At 47.0% G+C, this 14,047-nt stretch carries 10 protein-coding genes; 3 read left to right on the plus strand and 7 right to left on the minus strand.

Features of this window, described 5'->3' with window-relative positions; translation table 11 throughout:
• Window positions 1–122: 122 nt before the first annotated feature.
• From QUB30_RS17485 to QUB30_RS17515, 7 genes are all read right to left on the minus strand, one after another.
• On the minus strand, window positions 123–1,391 hold the full coding sequence (locus QUB30_RS17485; protein ID WP_333335608.1) for a sodium:proton antiporter: 1,269 nt from the start codon (window positions 1,389–1,391) through the stop codon (window positions 123–125).
• Between the two features lie 220 nt (window positions 1,392–1,611).
• Complete coding sequence (locus QUB30_RS17490) at window positions 1,612–2,763, minus strand: universal stress protein (RefSeq protein WP_333335611.1); 1,152 nt, start codon at window positions 2,761–2,763, stop codon at window positions 1,612–1,614.
• Between the two features lie 122 nt (window positions 2,764–2,885).
• Window positions 2,886–3,515 carry a K(+)-transporting ATPase subunit C gene (kdpC, locus tag QUB30_RS17495; RefSeq protein WP_333335614.1) on the minus strand — a complete coding sequence of 210 codons (630 nt, stop codon included), beginning with the start codon at window positions 3,513–3,515 and terminating at the stop codon, window positions 2,886–2,888.
• A 41-nt stretch (window positions 3,516–3,556) separates the two neighbouring features.
• Window positions 3,557–3,826 carry a K(+)-transporting ATPase subunit F gene (kdpF, locus tag QUB30_RS17500; protein WP_333335617.1) on the minus strand — a complete coding sequence of 90 codons (270 nt, stop codon included), beginning with the start codon at window positions 3,824–3,826 and terminating at the stop codon, window positions 3,557–3,559.
• A 158-nt stretch (window positions 3,827–3,984) separates the two neighbouring features.
• Window positions 3,985–6,078: a potassium-transporting ATPase subunit KdpB gene (gene kdpB, locus QUB30_RS17505; RefSeq protein WP_333335620.1), complete on the minus strand. Its 2,094-nt coding sequence runs from the start codon at window positions 6,076–6,078 to the stop codon at window positions 3,985–3,987.
• Window positions 6,079–6,200: 122 nt separating this feature from the next.
• Window positions 6,201–8,003, minus strand: a complete 1,803-nt coding sequence (gene kdpA, locus QUB30_RS17510) for a potassium-transporting ATPase subunit KdpA (RefSeq protein ID WP_333335623.1) — start codon at window positions 8,001–8,003, stop codon at window positions 6,201–6,203.
• Between the two features lie 15 nt (window positions 8,004–8,018).
• The gene (locus tag QUB30_RS17515; protein WP_333335626.1) at window positions 8,019–8,324 is read right to left on the minus strand and encodes a hypothetical protein; all 306 of its coding nucleotides are present in this window, start codon (window positions 8,322–8,324) and stop codon (window positions 8,019–8,021) included.
• A gap of 316 nt (window positions 8,325–8,640) precedes the next feature.
• Between QUB30_RS17515 and QUB30_RS17520 the strand changes: the two genes are divergently transcribed.
• From QUB30_RS17520 to QUB30_RS17530, 3 genes are all read left to right on the plus strand, one after another.
• The gene (locus QUB30_RS17520) at window positions 8,641–9,741 is read left to right on the plus strand and encodes a HAMP domain-containing sensor histidine kinase (protein WP_333335629.1); all 1,101 of its coding nucleotides are present in this window, start codon (window positions 8,641–8,643) and stop codon (window positions 9,739–9,741) included.
• The gene (locus QUB30_RS17525) at window positions 9,738–10,430 is read left to right on the plus strand and encodes a response regulator transcription factor (RefSeq protein WP_333335632.1); all 693 of its coding nucleotides are present in this window, start codon (window positions 9,738–9,740) and stop codon (window positions 10,428–10,430) included. The genes QUB30_RS17520 and QUB30_RS17525 overlap by 4 nt, the downstream gene beginning before the upstream one ends.
• Before the next feature lie 207 nt (window positions 10,431–10,637).
• Window positions 10,638–14,047 (plus strand): esterase-like activity of phytase family protein (locus tag QUB30_RS17530; RefSeq protein ID WP_333335635.1); only part of this gene is annotated, 3,410 nt, incomplete at its 3' end.

Consider the following 14,047-nt stretch of genomic DNA (forward strand, 5'->3'; position numbering starts at 1 on the left):
TAAGGTGCGTCAGCTCCCGAAATTCCCGATCGCCGTTAGAGAACTTCGCCTGACGCACCCTACAAGTCGATTGTTGTGTGACAGTTGCGTCCAGGACTATTAAAGTCACGCACCTTACTGAATTAAATTAAATCAGGTACTTTAGGTTTGATTCGGCGCTCGTACCAGTTCATTAATGGGGTTGAAGTAATGCCGTGCAAAATCACAGAAATCACGATGGTTGTAAAGGTAATCCAGGCAATTTGTTCAGCCAGTTCACCTTTTAAACCGTGACCAAAAGCATAGGTAAGATAATAGATAGAACCGACACCACGAATGCCGAACCACCCGCACAGCCAGCGGCTGGCGGGATGCAAAGGACTGCCGATCGTACTGATCCAAGCTCCCACAGGCCGGATTAAAAAAATTAACAATCCAGCGACTAAGAGGGAGTATCCTCCATAGGCTAATATAGGTTGTAGGCGCAAAAGCGAACCTAATAGTAAAATAGTTGCTATTTCCATTAACTTTTCTATGCGCTCGGTAAAGTGCAGTTGGGAAAGCGGCTTTTCTAGGTTGTGGTAACTCCGCTGCACCACAATTCCTGCTACAAAAACTGCGAGAAATCCGTAGCCGTTGACTACTTCTGTGAGGGAATAGGTGAGCAGAATTGTGCTGAGAGCAATGAAATCTTCCATTAATTGATCGGCCGGTCGATAGCGTTGGAGTTGGCGATCGATCCAGGTGACGGCTTTAGCTACTACAATTCCCATAACGATACCTGCGGCGATCGCCCAAATCAAGTCAACTGCTACCCACTGCGAAAACCAGTTTGGCAAGTTGTGATCTTTTAGTGCATAAATGCCGAAATAAACGAAGGGAAAAGCTAAAGCATCGTTCAAACCGCCTTCCGAGGTTAAACCAAAGCGCAATTCATCGCGATCGTCTATATGTGCTAACTGAACTTCTGAGGCTAAAACAGGATCGGTGGGAGCGAGAATTGCTCCCAATAAAATTGCCGCCCCCCAATCTAATTTCACCAACCAATGAGCGACAGCGGCCACCGCAAAAATCGAAATTGGCATTAAAAAACCGATCAGCCGCGCTGTAGAATTCCAAGCCCAAAGTTGCAGCGGGCGATTCATTTTTAAGCCGCAACTGAACAGAGAAACAATAACTACAAATTCTGAAAGTCTTTCTAAAAATTGAGCTTCGGGACGCAAGTCAATCAGCTTGACGCCATAGGGCCCCAATCCGATACCGACAATTAGATAAATTAAGGCATAAGACACCGGCAATCCTGAAATCCATCCGGAACCCAAGGTAACGGTCAGCAGGAGGATGCCAATAACTAGCAAGTTGAGAATGTAATCATCCACCATAGCGATCGCACTTTTAATCAGGTTTACCAAGTGCGATTTTTACAGATAAAAGCTTCTCGGGCATCCACCGCCCGCTAGATTCACCTATCCTCCGAAAGTTGCAGTTGTTATACCAAATTCTTTATGCTTCTAGCCTGCTACGGCTGGCTTTGTTTTTGCACCCCGTAAACTCCGTGACTTACAATCTCCCGGAATTGTTTATTTCATTCATCGGACTAATAACTAATGAGTGATGACTGATGACTGATGACTAATTAGAAAGCCCACTTTTTTCGGTAGCGATGATGTGCAAATCTACGTGTTTGAGCGATCGCACTAACTGTTGAGTCAAAGAACCCCGCAGCAGCAAATGCCAGCGGGATTGCTGGCTTTCGCCGATCACAATTTGAGTAATGCGATATTGTTTAGCTACGTCCGAGATCGCTTTGGCTATATTTGTGCCGTTGACCCGCAAAAAATTCCCGTTAAATTCTTGACACAGTTTCTCACAAGTTTCAACGTGCAAGCTTTCTGCTTTTGTTAAAAATCGGTCTGGATCGTTGACAAACACAGCATAAAACGGGGCATTCATGTAGCTAGCAATCCTCGCGCCTCGCCGCAGCAGTTGCAAGGAATTCGGATAAGTCGAGATGCACACTAAAACTCGTTCGTGAATATTGCAAAATTGACCTTTGAAACTTGCTGCCTCGTCTTCAACAGTGTCTGCGACTTCTCGCAGGGCGAGTTCTCGCAAAGCAATTAAATGACGGCGCTGGAAAAAGTTTTCTAAAGATTGTTCAATTTTTTCGGGAGCATAAATTTTGCCTTCTAGCAACCTTTCTTCTAAAGTTTCCGGCGTGACATCGACAACGACTATTTCGTCAGCCTTTTCGAGGACGCGATCGGGCACTCGCTCTCGCACTACAACTCCGGTAATTCGAGCTACTAAATCGTTGAGACTTTCTATGTGCTGAATGTTGAGGGTGGAGAAAACATCAATTCCAGCATTCAGAATTTGTTCGACATCTTGATATCGTTTTTCTCGCAGAGAACCCGGAATGTTTGTATGAGCCAGTTCGTCTATTAATGCTAGTTGAGGGCGGCGTGCTATGACAGCTTCAGCATCCATTTCTAAAAGCATTTTTTCGCCTCTTTGCATTTGTTTTCTCGGCACTATTTCCAGTCCTTCGCCTTTAGCTGCTGTCTCTTTTCGCCCGTGAGTTTCTAACAGTCCAATTACCACATCAATGCCTTCAGATTTGAGCCTGTGTCCTTCTTCCAGCATTCGGAAAGTTTTGCCGACACCGGGGGCCATGCCGATAAATATTTTGTGCTTTCCCCGGCGGGGGGTGCGATCGTAAGTGCGGTTAGGTTGGGCATAAACCGCGTCTGGATTGTTACTAAGTTCGCTAGAGTGAATCATAGCTGAGTAGTGAGTTGTCAGTTGTTAGTTTGCAGTTTGCAGTTGTCAGTTAACAGGAAAGCAGTTGCTACCAATAACAACTGACTGCTGACTGCTGACCGATGACTGCCGACTGTTGTCAACTATTGTAAACGGTCGAGAGCCAAATTCAGTTGGAGGACGTTAACTCCCGGTTCACCGAAAATGCCAAGAAATCTGCCCTCTGTATTTTTAGCTACCAACATCTCTACTTGGTTGAGATTGAGCGATCGCACTGTTGCTATCCGCTGAATTTGCGATCGAGCTGCCTCTAAGCTAATGTGGGGATCTAGGCTAGAACCAGAGGTGTAGACTAAATCAGCAGTCGGTTTGATACCAGCTTTTTTGAGGCGATCTAATTCAAATTGCACCCCCTGAAAACCCTCTTTTTCATTGCCTCGCTTCAGCAACTCGGAGTTACTGGGAGCAAGGTTGCTAGCTCCCGAAACACCTGTTCTTTGACTCAAATTTTCTCCCTTTGTCGGAGCGTAATTTTCTGTCGCAAAACTGCTGTAATTTGTCGTGCTGGGACGGCTCCAAAAATATCTTTCGGAGGAGAAAGGTTGGCCAATTAATGACGAACCCACTATAACTCCTTGCTTGCTAATTAAGCTGCCGTTTGCCTGGGAGTTGAAGGCAATTTGACCGATTACTAGCAAGATTAAAGGGTAAATAATGGCTGTGATTCCCCATAAAACCAGGGTAACGCGAATGGCTCTAATTATTTCTCTCATAAATTACCTGGCTCGGTTATTTGCTAAGGGTTAATTATTGACTAAAATCTTTCCGGCTGAAAGATGACTACAAACAGATAAATAGAAAGGGCGATAATCACCAAACCCAGGAGACTTAAACCCCAGACAGCTTTTCGGGTCAAATCTTCACCCCCTGCCGCATAAACAGCGGGGGCAATTATCGCATTGAAACACATTACCAGAAATAGCTGCACCGGGATTGGGTGGCGCTGCCCAAGCATTTGCGCTAACTCAATAATTTCTGGGAAATCTTTGGAAAAAATATCATCCAGCCAATCATTCCGTTTCATGAATTCTCCTTATTTTGGGAATAAATATCTGTCTTTCTATTGGATGATTTATTTGGGAAAATCGAGGCAGATCCTCTGGATCTGCGTTCCCAGGTAGAGCCGGGGATCGAGAATCATCCGTTACATCCGAAGAAAGCGAATCCGTTGCCGAACTTCTCTTATGCTAGCCCAACGGCGGTAATGAAAACATCAATAATTTTGATGGCAATAAACGGCGCAACTGCCCCGCCCAATCCGTAGATTAAAATGTTCCGCTGCAACAGTTGGTTGGCGCTCAAAGGTCTAAATTTTACACCAGTTAATGCTAGGGGAATTAAAGCGGGAATAATCAAAGCATTGTAAACTAATGCCGACAAAACCGCAGATTGACCGCTGGTTAAACCCATGAGGTTTAAAGCACCAACGGGAGCAAACATTGCCGGAATAATTGCAAAATATTTAGCAATATCGTTGGCTAGGGAAAATGTGGTCAGCGCGCCGCGAGTAATCAGCAATTGTTTGCCAATTGTAACTAAGTCAATTAGTTTGGTAGGGTCAGAATCTAAGTCCACCATGTTCGCAGCTTCCTTCGCTGCTTGGGTTCCAGAATTCATCGCGAGTCCTACGTTTGCTTGCGCTAGTGCGGGTGCGTCGTTGGTTCCGTCTCCTGTCATTGCGACTAATTTGCCTTCGGCTTGTTGTTTGCGAATTACGTCGATTTTGTCCTCGGGCGTTGCTTCGGCAATGAAGTCGTCAACGCCTGCTTCATCGGCAATTACTGATGCTGTAATTCGGTTATCTCCGGTGAGCATAATGGTGCGAATTCCCATTTTTCGCAGTTGGTCAAACCGATCGCGAATTCCCGGTTTGATGACATCTTTTAAATAGATAATGCCGTAGGTGTCGCTGCCTTGACAAACGCCTAGAGGTGTGCCCCCAAGCCGCGAAACTCGCTCGTAAGCGGCATCGAGATCCGGCCCTTCATTGCCGCCGCGCGATCGCACAAAACCCTTCACCGCATCCACCGCACCCTTGCGAACCTCCGTCCCATCGGGCAAATCCGTGCCAGACATCCGCGTTTTTGCGGAAAAATCAAGCCCAGTGGCGTTGGTGCGATCGAAATCCACCTGTGCGCCCAAATTCTGGGCCAAACGGACGATCGACTTTCCCTCTGGAGTATCGTCAAACACGCTCGCATCCAGGGCTACCTGCGCCACTTCTTGCAGTGAATGACCGTTGACCGGAATGAATTCCTCGGCTAAACGGTTCCCCAGCGTGATCGTCCCCGTTTTGTCCAAAATCAGCGTATTCACGTCGCCGCAAGCCTCTACGGCGCGTCCAGAGGTCGCTATCACGTTAAACTGAGCGACGCGATCCATCCCCGCAATACCGATCGCGCTCAGCAAACCTCCAATGGTTGTTGGAATCAGCGCCACCAGCAGCGAAATCAGCGTTACCACGCCCACAGGGGTTTTCACGTAATTTCCGATCTGCGGAATCGTCGAAACCACAATCAAAAACACCAGCGTCAGCACCGCCAGCAGCACCGTCAGCGCGATCTCGTTCGGCGTTTTCGACCTTTCGGCCCCCTCCACCAGCGCGATCATCCTGTCCAAAAACCCCTTACCCGGATCTGCCATCACCCGCAGCGTCAGTTCGTCGGAAAGGATGCGCGTCCCGCCGGTGACGGAACTGGCGATGTCCGAACCCGGTTCTTTGAGCACCGGCGCGGATTCGCCAGTGATCGCAGATTCATCCACCGAGGCGACACCTGCAATCACTTCGCCGTCGGAAGGAATGACATCGCCTGCGATCACTTTAATTTGGTCGCCGCGTCTCAGGGATGTCGAACTAACTTCTTGAATTGAACCGTCTGGTAGGAGTTTGCGGGCTGTTGTGTCGGCTTTGGTCGATCGCAGCGCATCTGCTTGCGCTTTCCCGCGCCCTTCTGCTATCGCTTCGGCAAAATTAGCAAATACCAAAGTGAAGAACAAAATAAACGTGACTAAACCGTTGAAAACTCTCTGATTTTCGCCGGGAACCGGGCCGAACAGCGTCGGGTCGATCGTTAATAATGCAGTCACAATTGTGCCAACCCACACCACAAACATCACCGGATTTTTCAGCATCACCCGCGGGTTTAGCTTGACAAAAGCTTCTTTAAAAGCTCTTTGATAAAGGCCTTTTGTATTTGCTTTCGGCGTGTGCTTGCGAGACTCGCGAGAGCCTCTAGCAGGTTTTTTTGGGGAATCAGGGGTATTGGAAGAAGCCATATCGATTTTAGATTTTAGATTTTAGATTTTAGATTTGGGATTTGGGATTTGGGATTTGGGATTTGGGATTGTTGCCAGCAACAGCAGTTTATTGTCGCTGCATTACTTAATGCAATCTACATCTACTGTCCGCTGTTTGGTGTCGGGGTTGTCGCTTCAGGCGAAGGCGTTGCTAAAGGCGAAGGCGTTGCTAAAGGTGTTGTGGGTGCAGTTATCGATGCAGGTTCAAACTTGCCGCTGCTAATTTCATATCCTTCGGCAATTGGCCCTAAAGCTAGAACTGGGAAAAATGTCAGCGCGCCCAGAATTATGATTACTCCTGCGGTTACACTGGTGAACAAAACTGAATCTGTTCTGAGAGTGCCCGTTGTTTCGGGAACCAGTTGTTTGTTCGTCATGCTGTCAGCTAAAAGCAATAGGGCAATAATTGGAACGTAGCGCCCCAACAGCAGGCTAAAACAGGTGCTTAAATTCCACCAAAGTCCTGTCGGTGCGGGTTGAGAGTCACCCAATCCTTCTAAGCCAGAACCGTTGTTAGACGCCGCCGAAGCGTATTCGTACATTACCTGGGAAATGCCGTGAAATCCCGGGTTGCTGATGCCGCTCAAACTGTCGGTAAAGGCGAGGGTAATTGCACCGGGGATTAAAACTGCGATCGGGTGAATTAACAAAACAACGCTGGCTAAAACAATTTCTCGTTTTTCAATTTTGCGTCCTAAAAATTCTGGCGTTCTTCCCACCATCAATCCGGTGAGAAATACGCTCAAAATCGAGTAGATAAATAAGTAAGCCGTTCCCGTTCCCTGTCCGCCCCAAACGATTTGCAGAAACAAATTAAACAGAGTAGCAAAACCACCGGGAGGCATTAAAGAATCGTGCATCCCGTTGACAGCCCCGCACATTGTCCCAGTCGTAGTAACCGCCCACAGTGCAGTCTCTGCCCAGCCAAATCTAACTTCTTTGCCTTCTAAATTTGGTTGTTGCGCGCCCAGTAAATTATTAATTTGAGGGTTGCCGCCGTACTCGCCAAACGCTGCAATCCCAATCAAGACAACGTAGATGGCAAACACCATCCAAAAAATCAGCCATCCCTGCTTTTTGTTGTTGGCAAATCTGCCGTATGTGTGAATCATAGCTGCTGGTATAGAAACCATTGCTAGTGTTTCCAGCAGGTTGGTAAAAGGGTTGGGATTTTCAAAGGGGTGAGCCGAGTTCATCGCAAAAAATCCGCCGCCATTTTCTCCCAGTTGTTTGATACTTTCCAAGTGAGCTACTGGGCCGCGAGCAATTACTTGCGTGCCGCCTTCTAAGGTACGGGCAACGGCCGGCCCGGCGAGGGTTTCCGGCACTCCTGAAATTAGCAAAAGTAAGGCAATTATTAAAGAAATGGGTAGCAGAATCCGGGTGATTGATTGAATTAAATCGATGTAAAAGTTGCCCAGCGGGCGGCCGGTTAAGCCCCGGATAAAAGCAATGCCTACTGCTAAACCTGTAGCTGCTGAGGTAAACATTAAAAAACCCAGAGTTAACTGGGATAAATAAGTGAATGTTGTCTCGCCGGAGTAATGCTGTTGGTCGGTATTGGTGAGGAATGAAATAGTTGTGTGCAGGGCAGTATCCCAGGTTGGGGCACTTAAGCCGGTGGCATTTAAAGGCAGCACTCCCTGAAGCATGAAAATTATAAAAACAAATATGCCCATTGCTGCGTTGCTGTAGAGTAGCGTTCGGGCGTATTGCCAACCTGTCATCGAATCTATAGACCGGATATTGCTGGCTTTATAGATGAGTTGTTCTAAAGGTTTAATAGCGGGGTCGAGAATGGTTCGTTCTCCCATGTACACCCGCGCCATGTAGTTGCCGAATACAGGTGCAATTGCTATTAAAATGATTAGGGTTAATGCGATTTGAAGTAATCCTTGCTGCATAAATTAGCCAAGTTTTTATCGTTGGGTAAATGGGTTTTCTAGCTGGGAAAATGGTTTTGGTGGGAGGTTCCAAAAACCGGGCGAGATTTTTTTGAAGGTCGCTTTCAGTTGGCGGGCGATCGCCGAATTCAATGCTGCTAAGATGCAATCTGCACAGGCAGCGGGATTAACACCATCAACGGTTTTTCCCGGGCGAGAATTGGCTAGTGCTTTTGTTAATCCCGTGCTTTGACAGCGAGCGAGTAATTCTATAGCATTTAAGGCTGCGCCACAATAACTATTGTTAATTTGAATGAAACTGAAATCGCTTTGGTTAGACAAAGTTCATAAGTCACTTTTGCTAGCCCCAAAATGTCATCTACTTTTACTGATTACTATACTGACGGTTAGAAATTTAGATAATCAGCCTTCAGGTATAACTTGCGGCGGACAAATTATGGTTTCTCGCTCTATATGTCTCAGAATAGATGAATGTTTAGCTTGGGTTAAATGTCTATACTTCGAGATATAGATGCTCGATCAACGCGATGATTGGGCGGGATAGTAGGTGAAAATTTTTAAATAAAATAGCTATGCTAAGGTATAATTTGAAACCCAAAAAGCTTTGAATCTAAAATATAAAATAGATTGAGTGAGAATGTTTAAAAGTTTATCGACTATACCCAAAAAACTGACTATTCAAGAGAAGTATTGGCGGGGGAGGTGGTCGATCGCAATTTTATTTGCGATCGTGGCAGCGCTGGAATTTTCTACGCCGTCCGAGTACGTGTTTGGGTATTTGTACACAGGGCCGATTTTACTGGCAAATTCGCGCTTGAGTCGGTTGGGTAAGTTGCAAATTACGCTGGTAGCGGCAGGTTTGACGCTGTTAGATTTGTTTGTTCCTCATGGAGAAACGATCGCCCTAGCAACTTTAGCAAATAGATCGATCGCAGTCATGGCTTTAGGGGTGACGGGATATTTGAGCGATCGCAACCTGCAGTACCAAGAAGCGATCGCGATCGCTAAAGCTGAGTTGCAGTCGCAGCAGCAGTTAGCTAGCATCCGAGAAGATTTTGTCTCTACTTTGAGTCACGACTTGAAAACGCCGATGCTGGGGGCGATCGAAACTATTAAAGCTTTTCAAGAAGCAAAATTTGGAAATGTCACCGCCAGTCAGCAAAAAGTTCTCGAAACAATGGCGCGATCGCACCAAATGTCACTACAATTAGTAGAAACGCTGCTGGATGTTTACCGCAACGATGCCGAAGGTTTAAAACTGCAACTTGCTCCCGTTAATTTAGTAGCATTGGCAGAAGAAGTAATTGCAACACTCATCCATTTATCGGCGGCGCGCCGCGTCTATATTAGTATGAGTTACGGAGAGTCATATTTTCGCCGCTCTTTGTGGGTAAATGGCGATGCTGTGCAACTCCAGCGCGTTTTTGTTAATTTGCTAACAAACGGCATCAATCATTCTCATCGCGGCGGTAAAGTGGAAATTGTTATGGAATCTTATTCGAGTTATCAGGTGGTGAAAGTTATCGATAGCGGCTTGGGAATTACCGCCGATGAACTGCCCCACTTGTTCGAGCGTTTTTATCAAGGACACAGCGATCGGCAAGCCAAAGGATCGGGATTAGGATTGTACTTATCTCGCCAAATTATTGATGCGCACGGCGGTATAATTTGGGCAGAAAATAACTTGCCACACGGTGCTTTATTTGGATTCCGACTCCCAGCTATCCCACAGAAATGAAACCAGCTTATCCCTTGCGAATTCTCCTAGTGGAAGACGACGAACTGTTTCGGTTGGGACTGCAAACGCGGTTGCAGCAAGAAAGTTGCTTACAAGTAATTGCCGAGGCCGAAGATGGGGAAATGGCCGTAGAATTGACTCAGGAACACTTACCCGATGTGGTAGTTCTCGATGTCGGTTTGCCGGGAATTGGGGGTATTGAAGCGTGCCGCCAAATTAAACAGCGACATCCAGCAATTCCAGTTTTAATTTTAACATCTCATTCCCAAAAATCGTTAATTGAAAGATTGATTGTGGCAGGTGCCCAGGGCTATTGTCTAAAAGGAATCGCGGCGGAAACTTTAGTGTTGGCAATTCGATCGGTGGCGGTGGGTGCTTCGTGGTGGGATAAGGCTGCGACTTCAGAAATTAGGGCGGTTTTTGCTAATCCCGAACCTTTTAAAACTGGGTTGAAATCGGAACTTTTGGAGAATCCGCTGACGAAGCGAGAACAAGAAATATTAGCTTTAATTGCGGGGGGGAAAACCAATCAGGAGATTGCTCAAATATTGTACATTGCTCCGGGGACGGTGCGAGTTCACGTGCACGCGATTTTGCAAAAGTTAGAAGTGCGCGATCGCACCCAAGCTGCTGTTCTCGCTATTCAGAAAGGATTGGTAGCACAAGAACTGTTAGCGATCGAACCTTAAAAAGGCGATTTTTGTACTACAATACTCGGTTTTTGAAATGAATTAATTGCTAAATGCGCCTCTACAAGATGAATCTGTTGCAGCTTCACGGAAAATTAATATCAGTCTTGATTGTTAATTTTATTTTTAGTGGTGACATTTAATATGTGAATTTGCTAAGCTCGATACACCTTAATTTTTCTACGGTCATCTAACCAGAGGTCTATTGTGCAAAATTTTATTAATTCATTTGTAAGTTCGATCGCCTTTATCGACTCTGCCCTTCCCGACAGCCAAACTCTCCACAACGGTATCGAACCGGGGACAGAAGTAATTACTTTGGATGCGGCGCGGGATGGAGTAGCACAAATCACGGCAGCGCTAGCGACTCGCAGCAATATCAAAAGCATTCATATAATCTCCCACGGTCGCCCCGCGAGTTTGCTGCTAGGCGCGATCGATTTAAACTTGACAAATTTAAAAACTTATGCTAAGCAATTGCAGCGTTGGTCGCGATCGCTGGCAGACAGTCCAGAGATTTTGCTGTACGGGTGCGATGTAGCGGGGGGCGAACAGGGTGCTAATTTCGTGCAGCAACTGAGTCAGCTAACTAAGGCAAAAATTGCTGCGTCTAGATCGCCTGTAGGAAGCGCAGCCAAAGGCGGAGACTGGCAGCTCGATTATACAACGGGAGCGGTGTCCTCTGGGTTGGCGATCGGGCCAGCCACAATGGCCGCTTATCAATATGTGTTCGGTCTAAACTTTTTGGGAAAAGCACAAATTTCGCCCACTACAAATGTGGGAGGAACCCAGGTAGGTGGACTGTCTGGCCTTACCTACGCGAGCAACAACACTTACTACGCTATCTCCGACGGCCGCAATGTTTCTGGCAGTCCCGATCCGTCTCGCTTTTACACCCTCACTATACCTAATGTGAGTTCGGGTAGCTTGGGAGCAGGAGGAGTGGTTTTTACAGGGGTGACACAGATTGGCAATCCGCCTCCCTTTGCCGCAGATACATCGGATACAGAGGGCATTGGCTTAATTGGTAGCAATGTCTTCGTCTCTTCTGAAGGCAATTTCTTGACAAATACCCAGCCTTTTATTAATAGCTTCGCCATTACAACAGGAACTCAAAACCTAGCGCTGCCTATTGCTTCCAAATACGACGTATCAGCAGATACTAGCAGCGGCATCCGCGAAAATCAAGGTTTTGAAAGTCTGACCATTACCATTACTCCCAGTGCAAGTTTTCTGTTTACAGCAACAGAAAATGCTCTCGAACAAGACGGCCCTGCTTCAGGTACAACGCCTACCATTGGCACGCGCTCGCGAATTTTAAGATATAACTTAGGCGGCACAAACACCGCAAACGGAGAATTTCTTTACAACACCGATCCAGGCAACGGGATTTCGGAAATGCTGACCGTTGATGATAATACGCTGCTGGTTCTCGAACGTTTTTTCAACCCAGCTACACTGTCAGGCGATTTGAAGCTTTATCAAATTTCTTTAACTGGTGCGACTGACATTCAAAACAATACAGGCTTGACTGCTTCTGGTGTTACTGGCATTACACCGGTATCAAAAACTCTGATTGCTGATTTCCCAAACACTTCAGGCTTTCCGGTAAACAATTTTGAAGGGATGACATTTGGGCCTTCTCAAACGGCAACTGGGAAGCGATCGCTGATTCTTGTCAGCGACAACAATTTTAGTGCTTTCCTTCCTACCGAATTCGCAGCGTTTGCAGCTAACAACGCACCTGTACTAGACAACAGCAGAACGCCGATACTAACAGCAATTAACGAAGATGTACCTCCTGCCAGCAACACCGGCAGCTTAGTTTCTACTTTAATTGCAAATGCAGTTACAGATCCCGACACCGCCGACACTCAAGGAATTGCTGTCACGGCGACAGACAATACTAACGGCAGTTGGGAATATTCAACTAATAGCGGTGCGACTTGGATCGCATTCGGCACGCCGTCAACAGCAGCAGCGAGACTGCTAGCAGGCAATGCCAGCATCCGCTTTCTTCCCAAGGCTGACTACAACGGCACTGCCAATATCACTTATCAGGCATGGGATGGAACGACGACTAACTCTGGCAGTAATATTTTCACGAACGGCGGGACGGCTGATATTTCGACTGCCAGCAGTATCGGGGGGTTGGCAGCTTTCAGCAGAGCCAGCGAGACAGCCACAATTACCGTTAATCCTGTCAACGATGCACCTTCTTTTGTGAAAGGGGCAAACTCAAGCGCGATCGCAGGTGGGGCAGCACAAACAATCAACAACTGGGCAACAAGCATCTCTAAGGGCCCTGCCAACGAATCCACTCAAACCGTTAGCTTCAACCTTAACAACGACAAGAACAATCTATTTGCCGTGCAGCCTGCGATCGACCCAACAGGCAACCTCACGTATACCCCGGCCTCCGGTGTCAGTGGCATTGCAACTGTCACTTTGGCGTTAAAGGATAACGGCGGTATTGCCAATAACGGTGTAGACACTTCCGCAGCCCAAACCTTCACCATCAACATCACAGCGGATACGATCCTGCCTGCTGCTTCCAATCTAATTGCTGGCAACATTCTCGTCGCTGGTGGCACTACAGAAACTTTTACGGTAGACTACAGCGACAATGTTGCTGTCAACAGCAGCAGTTTGGATAATTCAGACATCCGGGTGACTGGGCCAAACGGATTTAACCAATTAGCAACACGGGTAAGCTTTACGCCGGCTGGCAACGGCACTCTTCGGACTGCTACCTATGAGATTACCGCGCCCGGTGGCAGTTGGGATTTGGGTGATAATGGGAATTATGCGATCGCGATCGAATCGGGCCAAGTTAGCGATATCAATAATAACTTTGTCGCAGCCAGTAACTTGGGAAGCTTTAATGTCAATATTCCCAATCCAGGCAGTTTTAATTTTAGTGCTGCCAATTACGAGATCGGTGAAAGCGGGGGTGTTGCCACAATTACCGTAACTCGGACAAGCAATACTAATGTGGCGGCTGATATCAGCTACAGCACTTCCGACGGGACTGCTAATGCAGGCAGTGACTACACGGCAACATCAGGAACCTTAAACTTTGCGATCGGGGAAACAAGCAAAACTTTTAAGATTCCGATTAACGATGACACCTTAGTAGAGGGAAGTGAGATTGTTGCGCTTAGTCTGAATAATCCCACAAACGGTGAGAGTGTGGGAGCGCAAAGTACGGCGAATTTGACAATTTTAGATAACGATGTAGCTCCAACTCCAACTCCAACTCCGACTCCCACGGAAACTCCGACTCCGACTCCGACTCCAAAGGAAAATCCCACGGAAACTCCCACGGAAAATCCCACGGAAACTCCCACGGAAAATCCCACGGAAACTCCCACGGAAACTCCCACGGAAAATCCCACGGAAACTCCCACGGAAACTCCAAAGGAAAATCCCACGGAAACTCCAAAGGAAAATCCCACGGAAACTCCAACGGAAACTCCAACGGAAACTCCAACGGAAACTCCAACGGAAAATCCCACGGAAACTCCAAAGGAAAATCCCACGGAAACTCCAACGGAAAATCCCACGGAAACTCCAAAGGAAAATCCCACGGAAACTCCAACGGAAAATCCCACGGA

The organism is Microcoleus sp. BROC3 (assembly GCF_036702515.1).
GTDB lineage: Bacteria > Cyanobacteriota > Cyanobacteriia > Cyanobacteriales > Microcoleaceae > Microcoleus.